Below are 15,990 nucleotides of genomic sequence, written 5' to 3' on the forward strand. Positions count from 1 at the left end.
CACCACATCAGTATCCGGAGGGGAACCCAGTAATGAGCTACAACCAGCCGGGCCCGTACGGCGGGCAGCCCCAGCAGCCCGGGCCGTACGGCCAGCCGGGTCCTTACGGCCAGCCGCCGCAGGCTCCGCAGCCCGGCTACGGCTACCCCCAGCAGGCTCCCCCGCCCGGCCAGCCCGGCTACGGCTACCCGCAGCAGCCCGGCCAGCCCGGCGTCCCGCCCCAGCAGCCCCCCTACGGCCAGGCCCCGTACGGCATGCCGCCCCAGCCCCCGGCACCGGGCGGCGGTGGCGGCAAGAAGGCCGGCATCGTCATCGGCGCGGTGGCCGTCGTGGCGGCCATCGGCGTGGGCGCCTACTTCGTCCTCGGCGGGGGCGGCGGCGCGGGCGGCCTGGAGGACGACGGGCCGCACAAGCTGACGACCCCGGCGACCGTGCTCGGCGGCGAGTACAAGAAGGGCGAGGGCGCGGACGGCGGCGGATTCAACCAGGACGACATCAAGGAAGCCGAGAAGCACGGCGTCAAGAACGCCAAGGACGTCAGCGCGGCCTACCAGTCCGGGGACGAGAGCAACCCGTTCGCCATGAAGATGGTCAACTTCATGGGTGTCTACGGCGAGATCGACGACCCGGAGAAGACCGTCGACGCCATGTTCGCGGTGATGAAGAAGGAGGCCTCCGGGGACGAGGAGGCCGAGCTCGTCGGCAGCCCGAAGGGCTTCGAGCCGAGCTCCCTGGACGGCGCCGTCCTGAAGTGCCAGGAGATCAAGGGCAAGAACAGCGGCGCCACCCCGGGCGACCCGGCCTCCGGGCCCGCGGAGATCAGCATGCCGGTGTGCATCTGGGGCGACCACAGCACGCTGGCCGTCGTCATGAACACCGACCTGGCCGACGCCATGGCCGGCAAGCCCGCCGACCTGGAGAAGGCCGCCGAGCTCACCGCCAAGTTCCGCAAGGACGTCCGCGTCAAGATCTGACGCCGGCGGCGACAGCCGAAGGGGCCCCGGTCACTCGGCCGGGGCCCCTTCGTACGTCTGCCGTTACGCCGTCTTCTGCTCGCCCGGGCCCCGGCCGCGCGCGTCGCGCGGGATCAGGGTCGGGTTGACGTTGGACAGGACCACGTCCGCCGTGATGACCACGCGGGCGACGTCCTTGCGGGACGGGACCTCGTACATCACGCCCTGGAGGACCTCCTCCATGATGGCGCGCAGGCCGCGCGCGCCGGTCTGGCGGAGGATGGCCTGGTCGGCGATGGCCTCCAGCGCCTCGCGCTCGAAGTCCAGTTCCACGCCGTCGAGTTCGAACAGGCGCTGGTACTGCTTCACCAGGGCGTTGCGCGGCTCGACGAGGATCTTCAGCAGGGCCTCGCGGTCGAGGTTGTGGACCGAGGTGATGACCGGGAGACGGCCGATGAACTCGGGGATCATGCCGAACTTGACCAGGTCCTCCGGCATGACCTCCTCGAACTGGTCCTTGGACTCCAGCTCCCGCTTGGAGCGGATCTGCGCGCCGAAGCCGATGCCCTTGGCGCCCGCCCGGCCCTCGATGATCTTCTCCAGGCCCGCGAAGGCGCCGCCCACGATGAACAGCACGTTCGTCGTGTCGATCTGGATGAACTCCTGGTGCGGGTGCTTGCGGCCGCCCTGCGGCGGGACCGAGGCCGTGGTGCCCTCGAGGATCTTCAGCAGGGCCTGCTGGACACCCTCGCCGCTGACGTCGCGGGTGATCGACGGGTTCTCGCTCTTGCGGGCGACCTTGTCGATCTCGTCGATGTAGATGATCCCGGTCTCGGCCTTCTTGACGTCGTAGTCGGCCGCCTGGATCAGCTTCAGCAGGATGTTCTCGACGTCCTCGCCGACGTACCCCGCCTCCGTGAGCGCCGTCGCGTCGGCGATCGCGAACGGGACGTTCAGCATGCGGGCCAGGGTCTGGGCCAGCAGCGTCTTGCCGGAGCCCGTGGGGCCCAGCAGGAGGATGTTGGACTTCGCCAGCTCGATGGCGTCCTCGCGGCCCTGTGCGCCGCCGTTCTCGCCGGCCTGGACGCGCTTGTAGTGGTTGTACACCGCGACGGAGAGTGCCTTCTTGGCCGACTCCTGGCCGACCACGTACCCCTCGAGGAACTCGTAGATCTCGCGGGGCTTGGGCAGTTCCTCCCAGCGGACCTCGCTGGTCTCGGCGAGTTCTTCCTCGATGATCTCGTTGCAGAGATCGATGCACTCGTCGCAGATGTACACACCGGGCCCTGCGATGAGCTTCTTGACCTGCTTCTGGCTCTTGCCGCAGAACGAGCACTTGAGCAGATCGCCGCCGTCACCGATGCGTGCCACGGTGTGCTTCCCCTTCGCCTGGGAGACGCGGACGTCAACGCCCGGCGGCTCCTGGTGCTGCCTTATGTCCGACGGTACCTTGCCGAGCCCCCCGTTCGGGCCCCCCTTGGCACGGTTCGCCTTGACGTGAACCGTGCCAAACCGTGCCAAGGGGCGGCAGACGATACAGCCTCCCGAAGACTCCCGCGTCAGCGCAGGCTGGCGTTGTCCATCTTCCGGGTGGTGATGATCTGGTCGATCAGTCCGTACTGCAGTGCGTCCTCGGCCGTGAGGATCTTGTCGCGCTCGATGTCCTCGCGGATCTTGTCGATCGGCCGGGTGGAGTGCTTGGCCAGCATCTCCTCCAGCTGCGTCCGCATCCGCAGGATCTCGTTCGCGGCGATCTCCAGGTCGGAGACCTGGCCGCGGCCGGTCTCGCTGTACGGCTGGTGGATCAGCACGCGCGCGTTCGGCAGCGCCATGCGCTTGCCGGGGGTGCCGGCGGCCAGCAGGACGGCGGCGGCGGAGGCCGCCTGGCCCATGCAGACCGTCTGGATGTCCGGCTTCACGTACTGCATCGTGTCGTAGATCGCGGTGAGCGCCGTGAAGGAGCCGCCGGGGCTGTTGATGTAGACCGAGATGTCCCGGTCGGGGTCCATCGACTCCAGGCACAGCAGCTGCGCCATGACGTCGTTGGCGGAGGCGTCGTCGATCTGGACGCCGAGGAAGATCACGCGCTCCTCGAAGAGCTTCGCGTACGGGTCGTACTCGCGGATGCCCTGCGAGGTGCGCTCGACGAAACGCGGGATGACGTAGCGGGACTCGGCCGCGGGGCCGGTGTACTCGGCGCGCGTGCGGCCGTACAGGCCGCTGCCGGGGAAGTCGTTCACGGTGTCTCCTGAAAGGGGCTGAGGCGGTCGGCTGGGGCTGCTGGGGCTGTCGCCGGGCCCCTGGGGGCCCGGTTCGGGGTCCACGGGGCCGCGAGGGCTCCGTGGGGCCGCTCAGGCCCCGGTGCCGCCGCCGCCCGGCATGCCGGCGGCCGTGGCGATCACGTCGTCGATGAGGCCGTACTCCTTGGCCTCGAAGGCGTCGAACCAGCGGTCACGGTCGGAGTCGCGGGTGATCTGCTCGACCGTCTGGCCGGTGTGCTGGGCCGTGAGCTCGGCCATGCGCTTCTTGGTGTGCAGCAGCCGCTCGGCGTGGATCTTGATGTCCGAGGCCGAGCCGGCCAGGCCGGCGGAGGGCTGGTGGATCAGGATCTCGGCGTTGGGCAGCGCGAAGCGCTTGCCGGGGGTGCCGGCGCTCAGCAGGAACTGACCCATGGAGGCCGCCAGGCCCATGGCGATCGTCACCACGTCGTTCTTGATGTACTGCATGGTGTCGTAGATCGCCATGCCGGCCGTGATGGAACCGCCGGGGCTGTTGATGTACAGGTAGATGTCCTTCTCCGGGTCGGAGGCAAGGAGCAGCAGCTGTGCGGTGATCTTGTTCGCGATGTCGTCGTCGACCGGCTGGCCGAGGAAGATGATCCGCTCGTTGAGCAGCCGGTTGTAGACCTGGTCGCCGAGGCCACCACCGATGGAAGGCTCGCCGGCGGCGGAGGGCATCAGATTCGTCACGTATCCACCTGCTCGTCTTACGACGGCGCCGGGCCGTCTCACGTGTTCTGCCGGGGCTGGGGCCGTCCGGCGGTGCTCGGGGACTCCCCTGCCCTCGTATTCATGGACCCTAACGCGCGGGTCCCTTCGGGGAATCCCGCAGCGGGGGGTGTTCGCCGGGGGCGTAGCGCGGTGCCCTCCGCCGGGGGGTTCGGTGCGCCTTCTCGCCGCGGGGCCACCGCGGCGCGGGCGGCCGCGGGCCCGGCGCGGCTCGTCGCGCCCACCCTCCGGGGTCGCGCATCGACACGCGCCGGGATCGCACACCGGCACGGGGCCCGCGCCCGCGGGGTGCCGCCCCGCCGTACGGCCGACGGGCCCCGGCATGATCGCTCGGGGCCCGTCGTGCGCCAGTCGGGGATGACGCGGAGGTCAGCCCTCGTTCTTCTCCTCGGCGGGAGCCTCGGCGGCCTCGGCCTCGGTCTCCTCGGCCTCGGTCTCGGTCTCCTCGGCCTCGTCCTCGAGGTCGACGATCTCGCCGTTGGTGTCCTTGACGGTGGCCTTCTCGACCACGGTGGCCAGGGCCTTGCCGCGGGCGACCTCGCCGACCAGGAGCGGAACCTGGCCGCCCTCGACGACCGCCTGGGCGAACTGGTCGGGGGACATGCCGGAGGAGGCCGCGCGCCGCATGAGGTGCTCGGTGAGCTCCTCCTGGTTGACGTTGAGCTTCTCCTGCTTGACGAGCTCGTCGAGCACGAACTGGGTCTTGATGCCCTTGATCGCGGCCTCGCGGGTCTCGGTCTCGAACTCCTCGGCGGTCTTGCCCTGGATCTCCAGGTACTTGTCGAGGGTGAGGCCCATCTGGCCGAGCTGGTGGTGCTCGAGGTTGTGCTTGCGGGTGTTGATCTCGTCCTCGAGCAGCTTCTCGGGGACCGGGACCTCGACCAGCTCGAGCAGCTTCTCCAGGACGCGCTCCTGGGCCTGCGTGGCCTGGTCGTACTGCTTCATGTTCTCCAGGCGCTTGCGGCTGTCCGCCTTCAGCTCCTCGAGGGTGTCGAACTCGGAGGCGAGCTGTGCGAACTCGTCGTCCAGCTCGGGCAGCTCGCGCTTGGCGACCTGGGTGACCTTGACGGTGACCTCGGCCTCCTTGCCGGCCGCGGAGCCGCCCTTGAGCTCGGAGGTGAAGGTGGCCTCGCCACCGGCCTCCAGGCCCTTCACGGCGTCGTCGATGCCGTCCAGCAGCTCACCGGAGCCGATGGTGTAGGAGACACCGTTGGCGATGCCGTCCTCGAGGACCTCGCCCTCGACCTTGGCCTCCAGGTCGATGGTGACCACGTCGCCGTCCTCGGCGGCGCGCTCCACCGGGGAGGTGGAGGCGAAGCGCTCGCGGAGCTGCTCGACCGACTTGTCGACGTCCTCGTCGGTGACCTCGACGGCGTCGACCTCGACCTCGATGCCGGAGTAGTCCGGGATCTCGATGGCCGGGCGGATGTCGACCTCGGCGGTGAAGTTCAGCGTCTCGCCGTCCTTCAGCTCCGTGATGTCGACCTCGGGCTGGCCCAGCGGGCTCAGCTCGGCCTCGTTGACGGCGTCGGTGTAGAACTTCGGGAGGGCGTCGTTGACGGCCTCCTCCAGCACCGCACCGCGGCCGAACCGCTGGTCGATGACCCGGGCCGGGACCTTGCCCTTGCGGAAGCCCTTCACCGTGACCTGCTGGTTGATCTTCTTGTACGCCGCGTCGAGGCTGTCCTTGAGCTCCTCGAAGGGCACCTCGACAGTGAGCCGAACCCGGGTCGGGTTCAGGGTCTCCACGGCGCTCTTCACGGTTCGGTCTCCTTGTGGCTGACTTCTCGGTTCCCGCCGGTACCAGAACGGACCGGCCGATGCGCCGCCCGGAGCACTTCATCAGACGTTGAGAGACACGGGCGTGCAGTTTGAATAGTAACGGCAGCGACTACGGCGCCCAAAGGCGATCATCGGCGCGCGGTCCGGCACGGGACCCGGTGACTGGTCGGGGTGGCGGGATTTGAACCCACGGCCTTCCGCTCCCAAAGCGGACGCGCTACCAAGCTGCGCCACACCCCGTCTGGTGCGACACGTAGGGTACATGTCGCCGGGCGGTCCTTCCGCCGCATTTCCCGGGCCGCGGTGCGACGCCGGCGGTACGGCGGGAACGGGGTGTGCGGCGAGGGGGCACCACCCGCTACGATGCCTGTCAGTGCCGCGGTCACCCGACCTGCGGCGCGTGCTGTGCGGGCGTAGCTCAATGGTAGAGCCCCAGTCTTCCAAACTGGCTACGCGGGTTCGATTCCCGTCGCCCGCTCTTCTCGGCCCGGGGCCGGCCGGAGGATCCTCCCTCCGGCCGGCCCCGAGTGCTGTGCGGGCCCTCGGCCCTCGCGCGTCACTCCGCGATCGTTCGCGCCGGAGCAGCCCGATTCGCGCCGGAGCAGCCCGAGCGAAGGGCCCGCGCCCCTCCGCGTCCGGCCGTCCGACCTGGAGGCGGGTTCCCGCAGGGGGCGCCCGGAGGCCGGGCGGGGCGGACCACGCCCGTGCCGTCGGAGCCGGGGCGCGCCCCGCCGGCGCGGCGGCCATCCGCCTCCGCCGGGTCCGGGTCCTGGTCCGGGTCCGGGTCCGGGTCCGGGTCCGGGTCCGGCGGCAGCGTCCCGTACGTCCCCCGGTACACGGCGTCCCGGCCGCCGGGGACGGGGAGCGGCCGCGTCCGGTGCCCGGGGACGCGGGCGGGGGCCGGGCGGGGAGCGGGGGCGGGCCTAGAACTGGATGGAGTTGATCGTCTCGGCTATCGAGTTCAGGAACCGCTGGATGTCGTCGGCCATGCCGGTCGAGGCGAGGAAGAAGCCGAAGAGGACCGCGACGATCGCCGGCCCGGGCTTGATGGACCCGCCTCTCAGCAGCACCACCAGGATGATCGCCAACAGCAGCACCACGGACAGTGAAATGGCCACAACTGATCACACCCTCGGTCGGTTCCGCTTGCCCGGCCCGGGCGACGCGACCCCGCGCACCCCGCCAGAACCATCGTGCCACCAACCGGGCTCCCCTATGCGGCGGCTGACGCAACGTCCGGTCGGCGGCGGCCGGACTCCCCGCGCACACCCGGCCCCGCGGACCAACGGTGCGATGTCGCACGGCAATTCGAGCGCCCACCCGCACCGGGAATTCGACTAGATCGTTTCCATCTCCACACAACGCGTTCGCCACTAATTCGAATTGACCCCCGCGGATGTCCCGACGAGTGCGCGGACACGACCAGCGAAGGGGGTGAACCGGTACATTCCACCGGAGTCCGCTGCCGGACCCATGCATGGTTCAGTTCGGAACAGTCATGACAAGTGAGGTGCGAACGGCGCAGTTCCCTTGTCCGAACGGTGTGCCGGCCGTCACGCCGGCGACACCGCGCACTTTCCCGAATCCGGGGCACCCGAGATGAATAACCAGGAAAGACGTCGGGCGTTTTACGAATAGCCACGGAGAACGCTAGGGTGCCTCAGATGTTCCACGCTGCCTCGTCCCCCGCAAGCGCAGCGAGCTCACCGATCCCCTCCCCGATTCCCCGCCGGGAGGGCCGGTGACGAACTCGCTGCGACCGTACGGCAACCGCAGAACGCCGCTCCCCCCGGCCCAGTCACCGGCGCCCGGAGTGCCGAGCCCGCGCACGAAGACACAGCAGGACGACCGGCCGTCCCCCTCCGGCAAGCGGCGCGACGCGTTCTTCGACAACGCCAAGTACCTGGCGATCGTGCTGGTGGCCGTCGGTCACGCCTGGGAGCCCCTCAAGGGCGACAGCCGGACCCTCGAAGCCGCGTACACGGTCGTGTACGCGTTCCACATGCCGGCCTTCATCATCGTCTCCGGCTTCTTCTCGCGCAGTTTCGACATGCGCCCCGACCGGCTGCGGCGGCTGATCACCGGCGTCGCCGTGCCGTACATCGTCTTCGAGACCGCCTATCCCCTCTTCAAGCGCCTCGTCGACGACGATCCGCACCAGGAGATCAGCCTCCTCGACCCCTGGTACCTCACCTGGTTCCTGGCCGCGCTGTTCGTGTGGCGGCTGACCACGCCGATCTGGAAGGCGGTGCGGCACCCGCTGCCGCTGGCGCTCGGCATCGCCATGCTGGCCAGCGCCACCCCCGGGATCGGTGACGACCTGGACCTGCAGCGCGTCCTGCAGTTCCTGCCGTACTTCGTGCTCGGCCTGTGCGTGAGGCCCGAGCACTTCCACCTGGTGCGCCGCCGCTCGGTGCGGATCGCGGCGGTGCCGGTGTTCGCGGCGGCGCTGGCCGTCGGCTGGTGGGCGGTGCCGCGGATGAACACCGCGTGGTTCTACCACCGCGACGCCGCGCAGGAGCTGGGCGCGCCGTGGTGGGCCGGTCCGGTCATGGTGCTCGCGATGTTCGGCTGCTCGCTGCTGCTGACCGCCTGCTTCTTCGCCTGGGTGCCGGGCCGCCGCACGTGGTTCACCGCGCTCGGCGCGGGCACGCTCTACGGCTACCTGCTGCACGGCTTCGTGGTGAAGGCCGGCGACTACCAGGGCTGGTTCGAGCACTCCGTGCTGCACCGGCCGGTCGGTGAGATCGCCGTGAGCGTCCTCGCGGCCGCCATGGTGACGCTGCTGTGCACCGGGCCGGTGCAGCGGGTCTTCCGGTGCGTGATGGAGCCGAGGATGGAGTGGGCGTTCAAGCGGGACGCCGCCGAACTGGCCCGCGAACGCGAGCGGCGGGAGAAGCGGGAGACCCGCGAGAAGGTGTCCGCCTAGACCTTGCCGGGCCCTGCCGGGCCCCGGGGCTCACGGGGCGCCTCGCCGCCCCCCCGGCACGAGACCGAGGAGTGCGCGCATCCGCGCGTACTTCTCGGTCAGTCGTGTGCGGGTCGCCTCGTCCAGTACGGCGAGACGCACCGGGTCGGCGTTGTGCGCCAGGTCCGCCTCCTTCACCAGCAGCGCGCCGGGGGTGGCGAGGACGCGGCCCGCGTACGCCTCGGGCGGCTCCCCGGGCCGTCTGGTGACCGCGAGGACGATGTCCTTGGTGCGCCGGGTCAGCGCGGCCCCCTCGAGCCACTGCTCGGACAGCCTGTCGTCCTCGACGGCGTCGTGCAGCCAGGCGGCCGCGATCTGCTCCTCGTCCCCGCCGCGCCGCCGTACGCCCTCGGCGACGGCGTGCAGGTGCTCGGCGTACGGCCGGCCCGCCTTGTCGGTCTGGCCGGCGTGCGCGGCGCGGGCGACGGCCTCGACCTCGGCCGGGGTCAGCGGGGTGCGCGGTGTCTCGGTCACCCGCCCATTGTGGCCCGCGGGCGGGGGGCCGGCCGCGGTCAGCGGGACGCGGCCGCCGTGGGGCCCTCGCGGCAGATCAGCAGCAGGGCGCGGTCGTCGTTGACGTCCTTGGCCACCGCCTCGATGAGGTGCCAGGCGGCTCCGTGGAAGCCGCCGGCGACATAGCGGTCGGCCTCGCCGGTGAGCCGGTCGATGCCCTCGACGATGTCCCGGTCGGAGGTCTCCACCAGGCCGTCCGTGAACAGCATCAGCACGTCCCCGGGGCGCAGCGTGCCCTTCACCGGGTCGAACTGGGCGCCGTCGTACACGCCCAGCAGCGGGCCGTCGGCCGCCTTCTCCTCCCAGCGGCCGGTGCCCGCGCTGAGCTGGAGGCCCGGCGGGTGGCCCGCGGAGTACAGCTCGTAGTCGCCGGAGTCGAGGTCGAGGACCAGGTGGATGGAGGTGGCGAAGCCCTCCTCCCAGTCCTGGCGGAGCAGGTAGCCGTTGGCGGCCGGCAGGAAGCCGTGCGGGGGCAGGCTGCCGAGCAGGCCGCCGAAGGCGCCCGACAGCAGCAGGGCGCGCGAACCGGCGTCCATGCCCTTGCCGGACACGTCCGTCAGCACGACCTCCAGGGTGCGCCCGCCGTTCGTCCGGGCCGCGACCACGAAGTCGCCCGAGAACGACTGCCCGCCCGCCGGACGCAGGGCCATCTCCCGGTGCCAGCCGTCCGGCAGCTTGGGCAGCTTGCTCTGCACCCGGATGCGTTCGCGCAGGTCGAACAGCATGGTGCCGCCGCGCCGCCAGGGCACGCCCACCCGGCTGCGGAACTGGGCGACGAGCAGCCCGAAGAACCCGCAGGCCGCGACGGTGAGGACCACGCCCGGCGTGACCCGGGCCGCGCCCTCGGTGTAGGGGCCGAGCTGCACGGACTCCACGATCAGCGCGGTCGCCGCGGCCGCGTACAGGCCGAGCAGGCTCGCCGGGCGCAGCAGCAGGCCGCCCGCGACGATCGGGACGACCAGCGCGGACGGCGCGCACCACACGGAGTCGGCGAGCGTCCCGGCCGCGATCAGCGGAACGGTCAGGAGCAGTCCGGCGAGCGCGACCCAGTCCGAGCCGTCCCCGCGGAAGTAGTCGACGGCGGCCCGACGCACGCCGACGCGGGCCCGGTGCCACTGCTTCTTCAACCGGGCCGTGAACGTCTCGGCTTCCGCGCGCCGCCCTCGTCCTGCTGCCATCAGTTCGGGACCCTATCCATCGGACCGGCCGCTTGGCACGGGAGGTCCTGGTTGTCCCCCGTCCGGGGACCGACTTCACAGTGAACTTCACCGGACGCCGTCGTGGGGCCGCCCGGGAGAAAATTCCTTCGCCCGTCCCGCAATGCCCTGGTAGGCATGGGTTCATGGCGAACGAGCACGCGACCGGGACAAGCGGGACGAGCAGGGAGAGCGATGTGACCGACGGCTCAACGGACTTCGGGACCGCGCTCCGGAAACTGGAACCGGACGAGTGGGACAAGTGGTACGACACGCTGCTCCGTGCCTTCGGCGGGGTCCAGGAGGCCGCCGAGGAGCGGGAGCTGTGGAACGCGCTGTCCGAGCACGGCCGCTTCCTGGCCGCCTGGGAGGGTGACGCGTGCGTGGGGACGGCGGGCGCGTTCTCGTTCCGGCTGACCGTGCCCGGGGGCGCGTCCGTGCCCGCCGCGGGTGTCACCGGGGTCGGCGTGGCCGCCACGCACCGGCGGCGCGGGGTGCTGACGTCGATGATGCGGCGGCAGTTGGACGACGTGCGGTCCTGGGGCGAGCCGCTGGCGGTGCTCACGGCGTCCGAGCCGGCGATCTACGGCCGGTTCGGGTACGGGGCGGCCTCGTTCCAGCTGAACGCCGAGATCGACACGAGCCGGGTGCGGCTGTCGGTCCCGCCCGGCACCGACGACGTACGGCTGCGGTACGCGGCGCCGGCCGACGTGCTCGACGCCTGCGAGGCGGTCTACGGCCGGCTGGTGCCGCGGCGGCCGGGGATGCTCGCGCGCCGGCCCGGCTGGGAGCGGCTGGGGCTGCTCGACCCGGAGAGCGAGCGGGACGGGGCGTCGCCGCTGCAGTGCGTCGTCGCCGAGCGGGACGGCGAGACGGTCGGGTACGCGCGGTTCCGCGTGAAGCCGGGCTGGGGACCGGCCGGGGCCGACGGCACGGTGGTCCTGAGCGCCCTGGACGCGCTGGACCCGGCGGCGGACGCGGCGCTGTGGAGGTTCCTGTTCGACATCGACCTGACGTCGACGCTGGTGGCGCGGGGGCGGCCGGTCGACGAGGGCTGGCAGCACCTGGTGTCGGACATCCGGCGGTGCCGGCCGTCCCTGCGGGACGCGCTGTACGTACGGCTGGTCGACGTCGGGGCGGCGCTCGCGGCGCGGACGTACCAGGCGCCGGTGGACGTGGTGTTCGAGGTGGAGGACGCCTTCTGCCCCTGGAACGCGGGGCGTTGGCGGCTGAGCGGGGACGCGAAGGGGGCGTCCTGCGAGCGCACCGGGGACGCTGCGGACCTCGCCCTGTCCGTACGGGAGCTGGGCGCCGCGTATCTCGGCGGGGTGGGCCTGGGGGCGCTGGCCGCGGCCGGCCGGGTGCGCGAGGTGCGGGAGGGGGCGCTGGCGGAGGCGGCCCTGGCGTTCGGCAGCGACGGTGCGGCGCCCTGGCTGCCGCACGGGTTCTGAGCGCCGGGCGGTGACCTGACCCGGGCGTCCCGGCCCCGGCGTCCCGGGCTCAGGCCTTCTGGCAGGTGGGGCACCAGAAGAGGTTGCGGGCGGCGAGACCGGCGGTGCGGATCTCGCCGCCACAGATGTGGCAGGGCAGGTGGGCCCTGCGGTAGACGTACACCTCGCCGCCGTGGTCGTCGACGCGCGGCGGGCGGCCCATCGCCTCCGGGGTGTGCTCCGGGCGGACGGTGTCGATGCGGTTGTTGCGGACACCCTCGCGCATGAGCCCGACCAGGTCGGTCCAGATCGCCTCCCACTCGGCCGGGGTGATGTCCCGGCCCGCGCGGTACGGGTCGATCCGGTGCCGGAAGAGGACCTCGGCCCGGTAGACGTTCCCCACGCCGGCGATGACCTTCTGGTCCATGAGGAGGGCGGCGATCGTCGTACGGCTGCGGCTGATCCTGCGGTAGGCGGGGGCCGGGTCCGCGTCCGGGCGCAGGGGGTCGGGGCCGAGGCGGTCGTGTATCGCCCGCTTCTCGGCGTCCGTGATCAGGGCGCAGGTGGTGGGGCCGCGCAGATCGACGTACGAGGTGCCGTCGGCGAGGCGGAGGCGGACGGTGTCCGTGGGCGGCGGCGCGGGGGCCGGGCCGAAGGTGACCTTGCCGAAGAGGCCGAGGTGGATGTGGACCCACTCGGTGTGCTCGGGGGCCGGGTCGCGGAAACCGAGGAAGAGGTGCTTGCCGTGGGCCTCGGTGGTGTGCAGGGGCGTGCGGTCGAGGAGGGCGGCGGCGTCGGCGAACTTGCCCTGGGGACTGGTGACGCGGAGGGGGGCGCGGTGCGCGAAGGCGGCGGCGCAGTCCTCGGCCAGCCGGTGAACGGTGTGTCCTTCGGGCACGGGTCGGTCCCCCCTCCTCGCTCGCTCTCTTCCTCCGCTCCGGGGGCTACTGCTGGGGGTGGTGGGGCGGGATCGGGGGGAGGTCGCCGGTGGTCTCGTAGGCGGTGAGCATGTCGATGCGGCGGATGTGGCGCTCGTCACCCGAGAACGGGGTGTCCAGGAAGGTCTCCACGAACTTGGTCGCCTCGTCCTGCGTGTGCATGCGCGCACCCACCGCGACCACGTTGGCGTTGTTGTGCTGGCGGCCCAGAGCCGCCGTCTCCTCGCTCCACGCCAGGGCCGCCCGCACGCCCTTCACCTTGTTCGCGGCGATCTGCTCGCCGTTGCCGGAACCGCCGATCACGATGCCGAGGGCGTCGGGGTCGGCGGCGGTCCGCTCGGCGGCGCGGAGGCAGAAGGGCGGGTAGTCGTCCTGGGCGTCGTAGACGTGGGGCCCGCAGTCGACGGGCTCGTGGCCCGCGCCCTTGAGCCACTCGACGAGGTGGTTCTTGAGTTCGTAGCCGGCATGGTCGGAACCGAGGTACACGCGCATGGTCCGAGTGTGACACGCGGGTTCCCGGGCAGGTGCGCGGGGTGTCGTGACGGAAACCGTGACGAGGATTACAGAACCTCAGGAAAACCTCAAGTAACAATACGGATTCGAAGGTTCCCGAATTCATTCGCCTCGGATTCACTGGACCGATCCGAAAACCGGTCGCATCAGGCGCCTGCGCCGGAGTGCGGCCGCACACCCCCACACACCTCGGTTCACCCGGAAAACGGCCCCCCACGGCGCAAAGGAAAACCGCTCCATGACTTCGCAGCCGACCCTCAGGACGACCGGCGACAGCCCCGGAGACCCCACAGGAACCACGCCCTCCGGCGGTGCCGGTGCTCCCGGAGGGCACGGGTCCGGCCTGCAGGCCGGACTCAAGAACCGTCACCTGTCGATGATCGCCATCGGCGGTGTCATCGGCGCCGGCCTGTTCGTCGGCTCCAGCTCGGGCATCGCGGCCGCCGGTCCCGGCATCCTCCTCTCCTACGCCCTCGTCGGCACGCTCGTGGTGCTGGTGATGCGCATGCTCGGTGAGATGTCGGCGGCCAACCCGACCTCCGGCTCCTTCTCCGCGCACGCCGACCGCGCGCTCGGCCCCTGGGCCGGTTTCTCCATCGGCTGGCTCTACTGGTTCTTCTGGGTCGTGGTGCTGGCGGTGGAGGCGACCGCCGGTGCCGCGATCCTCGAGGGGTGGATACCGGCCGTTCCCCAGTGGGGCTGGGCGCTCATCGTGATGGTGGTGCTGACCGCCACCAACCTCGCGTCCGTCGGGTCCTACGGCGAGTTCGAGTTCTGGTTCGCCGGGATCAAGGTCGTCGCCATCGCCGCGTTCATCGTCGTCGGCGGGCTGGCCGTCTTCGGCCTGCTGCCCGGCGCCGACACCGACCAGGCCGGGCTCGCCAACCTCACCGAACACGGCGGCTTCCTGCCCAACGGCGCCGGTGCCATCCTCACCGGCATCCTGCTCGTCGTCTTCTCCTTCATGGGCAGCGAGATCGCGACCCTGGCCGCCGGCGAGTCGGAGGACCCGCAGCGGGCCGTCACCAAGGCGACCAACAGCATCATCTGGCGCATCGGCGTCTTCTACCTCGGGTCGATCTTCGTCGTCGTCTGCCTGCTGCCGTGGGACAGCAAGGCGATCGCCGAGGACGGCTCCTACGTCGCCGCCCTGGACTCCCTCGGCATCGCGCACGCCGGTCAGATCATGAACTTCATCGTGCTGACGTCCGTGCTGTCCTGCCTCAACTCCGGGCTGTACACGGCCTCCCGCATGGCCTTCTCGCTCGGTCAGCGCGGGGACGCGCCGAAGGCGTTCGCCCGGACCACCGACCGGGGCGTGCCGCGGACCGCGATCATCGCGTCGGTCGTCTTCGGTTTCGTCGCCGTCTTCTTCAACTACAAGTACCCGGACTCGGTCTTCCTCTTCCTGGTCAACTCCTCCGGCGCGGTCGCGCTGTTCGTCTGGCTGGTGATCTGCTTCTCGCAGCTGCGCATGCGGCGGATCATCCAGGCCGAGGCGCCGGAGAAGCTGGTCGTGCGGATGTGGCTCTACCCGTATCTGACCTGGGCCAGCGCGGCGCTGATCGTGTTCGTGCTCGGCTACATGCTGACCGACACCGAGCACAACGGGCGGACCACGGTGCTGCTGTCGCTGCTGGTCGCCGCGGTCGTGCTCGCCATCGCCTTCGTGAAGCAGCGCCTGGCGGGGCGCGGTGGGGCCGAGAAGGCGTAGGACGCGGAACGGCAAGGGGCTCGGCGGGCGCCGTACGGCGCCCGCCGAGCCCCTTGCCGCGCGGGACCGGACGTCACCGCCTGCCGACGAACTTCCAGGCGGTCGGCAGCACGCCCATCGCCAGGGCCGCCTTCAGGGCGTCGCCGACGAGGAAGGGGGTGAGGCCGGCCGCGACCGCGGCGGAGGCGGACATGCCGGTGGACAGGGCCAGGTAGGGCACGCCGACGGCGTAGATGACCGCCGAGCCGAGCACCATGGTGCCCGCCGTCCGCCAGGCGGAGCGGTCGGTGCCGCGGCGGGCCAGGGCGCCCACGACGGCGGCGGCCAGCAGCATGCCGAGGATGTAGCCGAAGGACGGGGCGATCCCGTGGGAGCCGTTCGCGAACCACGGCACCCCGGCGAGGCCCGCCAGCGCGTACACCGCGAGGGAGGCGAGCCCGCGGCCCGCGCCGAGGGCGGTGCCGACGAGCAGCGCGGCGAAGGTCTGGCCGGTCACCGGCACCGGCGAGCCCGGGACGGGCACGGCGATCTGTGCGGCGAGGCCGGTCAGGGCGGCGCCGCCGAGCACGAGCGCGGCGTCGCGGACGCGGGAGGCCGGAAGCAGGTCGGCGAGGACCAGGCCGGTGCGGGTGGAGGGGGCGGCAGCGGTGCTCATGGGGACTCCGCGAGGGTGAGGACAGTCGGGGACACGGCGACGCTATACCGGCGCCCTCGTGCTGATCACCGTCAGCGCTCGACAAAGGGCCGAACGCGGACTTGGTGGGCTCCGGACAAAGAAGTGCGCCGACCACCGGTGCGGCGTGACACCGGTCACTGAGGTGAAGTGGTGTCGCCTACAGGAGCCGCCGGAAGGGCCACTGTGGGATCCCGCCAATCACACCCGTCCGCCCTGCATCCCGGACGGCCGCCGGGTAACCGGATCGTCACCCTCCGCACGGCGCGTGTCCGCATATCGGGCAGCCTCTTCTCGGGGGC

At 71.4% G+C, this 15,990-nt stretch carries 14 protein-coding genes and 2 tRNA genes; 5 read left to right on the plus strand and 11 right to left on the minus strand.

The window, feature by feature from the left end; all coding sequences use genetic code 11:
- Window positions 1-32: 32 nt before the first annotated feature.
- Window positions 33-974 (plus strand): hypothetical protein, encoded by a 942-nt coding sequence (locus FHS37_RS04215; RefSeq protein ID WP_184817632.1) that lies wholly within the window; start codon window positions 33-35, stop codon window positions 972-974.
- A 63-nt stretch (window positions 975-1,037) separates the two neighbouring features.
- Here the strand turns inward: FHS37_RS04215 and clpX are convergent, their stop codons facing one another.
- The 5 genes from clpX to FHS37_RS04240 form a co-directional block, all read right to left on the minus strand.
- On the minus strand, window positions 1,038-2,324 hold the full coding sequence (gene clpX / locus FHS37_RS04220; protein WP_184817633.1) for an ATP-dependent Clp protease ATP-binding subunit ClpX: 1,287 nt from the start codon (window positions 2,322-2,324) through the stop codon (window positions 1,038-1,040).
- Window positions 2,325-2,512: 188 nt separating this feature from the next.
- Window positions 2,513-3,193 carry an ATP-dependent Clp protease proteolytic subunit gene (locus tag FHS37_RS04225; protein WP_308436687.1) on the minus strand — a complete coding sequence of 227 codons (681 nt, stop codon included), beginning with the start codon at window positions 3,191-3,193 and terminating at the stop codon, window positions 2,513-2,515.
- A gap of 111 nt (window positions 3,194-3,304) precedes the next feature.
- Window positions 3,305-3,910: an ATP-dependent Clp protease proteolytic subunit gene (locus FHS37_RS04230; RefSeq protein ID WP_184817720.1), complete on the minus strand. Its 606-nt coding sequence runs from the start codon at window positions 3,908-3,910 to the stop codon at window positions 3,305-3,307.
- 420 nt (window positions 3,911-4,330) lie between these two features.
- A complete protein-coding gene (gene tig, locus FHS37_RS04235; RefSeq protein ID WP_184817634.1) occupies window positions 4,331-5,722 on the minus strand; it encodes a trigger factor in 1,392 nt (463 codons plus the stop codon).
- A gap of 184 nt (window positions 5,723-5,906) precedes the next feature.
- Window positions 5,907-5,983 (minus strand) — tRNA-Pro (locus FHS37_RS04240).
- A gap of 167 nt (window positions 5,984-6,150) precedes the next feature.
- On the opposite strand from FHS37_RS04240, the gene FHS37_RS04245 reads away from it, so the two are divergent.
- Window positions 6,151-6,221: transfer RNA gene (locus tag FHS37_RS04245), tRNA-Gly, on the plus strand.
- A gap of 445 nt (window positions 6,222-6,666) precedes the next feature.
- Here FHS37_RS04245 and FHS37_RS04250 read toward each other — a convergent pair.
- On the minus strand, window positions 6,667-6,861 hold the full coding sequence (locus FHS37_RS04250; RefSeq protein ID WP_184817635.1) for a hypothetical protein: 195 nt from the start codon (window positions 6,859-6,861) through the stop codon (window positions 6,667-6,669).
- A gap of 623 nt (window positions 6,862-7,484) precedes the next feature.
- Between FHS37_RS04250 and FHS37_RS04255 the strand changes: the two genes are divergently transcribed.
- Entirely contained in the window at window positions 7,485-8,672 is a 1,188-nt protein-coding gene (locus FHS37_RS04255) for an acyltransferase family protein (protein WP_184817636.1), read from the plus strand.
- A 30-nt stretch (window positions 8,673-8,702) separates the two neighbouring features.
- Here the strand turns inward: FHS37_RS04255 and FHS37_RS04260 are convergent, their stop codons facing one another.
- Window positions 8,703-9,185 carry an HD domain-containing protein gene (locus tag FHS37_RS04260; protein WP_184817637.1) on the minus strand — a complete coding sequence of 161 codons (483 nt, stop codon included), beginning with the start codon at window positions 9,183-9,185 and terminating at the stop codon, window positions 8,703-8,705.
- Window positions 9,186-9,223: 38 nt separating this feature from the next.
- Window positions 9,224-10,402, minus strand: a complete 1,179-nt coding sequence (locus FHS37_RS04265; protein ID WP_184817638.1) for a PP2C family protein-serine/threonine phosphatase — start codon at window positions 10,400-10,402, stop codon at window positions 9,224-9,226.
- Between the two features lie 215 nt (window positions 10,403-10,617).
- On the opposite strand from FHS37_RS04265, the gene FHS37_RS04270 reads away from it, so the two are divergent.
- Window positions 10,618-11,871, plus strand: a complete 1,254-nt coding sequence (locus FHS37_RS04270) for a GNAT family N-acetyltransferase (RefSeq protein ID WP_229889806.1) — start codon at window positions 10,618-10,620, stop codon at window positions 11,869-11,871.
- Between the two features lie 49 nt (window positions 11,872-11,920).
- Here the strand turns inward: FHS37_RS04270 and FHS37_RS04275 are convergent, their stop codons facing one another.
- Window positions 11,921-12,748, minus strand: coding sequence for an Fpg/Nei family DNA glycosylase (locus FHS37_RS04275; protein WP_184817640.1), 828 nt, complete (start codon window positions 12,746-12,748; stop codon window positions 11,921-11,923).
- A gap of 46 nt (window positions 12,749-12,794) precedes the next feature.
- Window positions 12,795-13,280: a ribose-5-phosphate isomerase gene (locus FHS37_RS04280; RefSeq protein WP_184817641.1), complete on the minus strand. Its 486-nt coding sequence runs from the start codon at window positions 13,278-13,280 to the stop codon at window positions 12,795-12,797.
- A 259-nt stretch (window positions 13,281-13,539) separates the two neighbouring features.
- Here FHS37_RS04280 and FHS37_RS04285 point away from each other — a divergent pair, with 259 nt between their 5' ends.
- Entirely contained in the window at window positions 13,540-15,015 is a 1,476-nt protein-coding gene (locus FHS37_RS04285; protein WP_184817642.1) for an amino acid permease, read from the plus strand.
- A 73-nt stretch (window positions 15,016-15,088) separates the two neighbouring features.
- On the opposite strand, the gene FHS37_RS04290 is transcribed toward FHS37_RS04285, so the two are convergent.
- On the minus strand, window positions 15,089-15,670 hold the full coding sequence (locus tag FHS37_RS04290) for a biotin transporter BioY (RefSeq protein WP_184817643.1): 582 nt from the start codon (window positions 15,668-15,670) through the stop codon (window positions 15,089-15,091).
- Between the last annotated feature and the right edge of the window lie 320 nt (window positions 15,671-15,990).

The sequence above is a fragment of the Streptomyces griseomycini genome, assembly GCF_014203535.1.
Lineage (GTDB): Bacteria > Actinomycetota > Actinomycetes > Streptomycetales > Streptomycetaceae > Streptomyces > Streptomyces griseomycini.

What these genes read in the sequence shown, in the direction of transcription:
- FHS37_RS04215 (WP_184817632.1), top strand. Translation starts at nt 33, where the DNA reads ATGAGCTACAACCAGCCGGGCCCGTACGGCGGGCAGCCCCAGCAGCCC.
- FHS37_RS04230 (WP_184817720.1), bottom strand. Translation starts at nt 3,910, where the DNA reads ATGCCCTCCGCCGCCGGCGAGCCTTCCATCGGTGGTGGCCTCGGCGAC.
- FHS37_RS04290 (WP_184817643.1), bottom strand. Translation starts at nt 15,670, where the DNA reads ATGAGCACCGCTGCCGCCCCCTCCACCCGCACCGGCCTGGTCCTCGCC.
- FHS37_RS04285 (WP_184817642.1), top strand. Translation starts at nt 13,540, where the DNA reads ATGACTTCGCAGCCGACCCTCAGGACGACCGGCGACAGCCCCGGAGAC.
- FHS37_RS04265 (WP_184817638.1), bottom strand. Translation starts at nt 10,402, where the DNA reads ATGGCAGCAGGACGAGGGCGGCGCGCGGAAGCCGAGACGTTCACGGCC.
- FHS37_RS04280 (WP_184817641.1), bottom strand. Translation starts at nt 13,280, where the DNA reads ATGCGCGTGTACCTCGGTTCCGACCATGCCGGCTACGAACTCAAGAAC.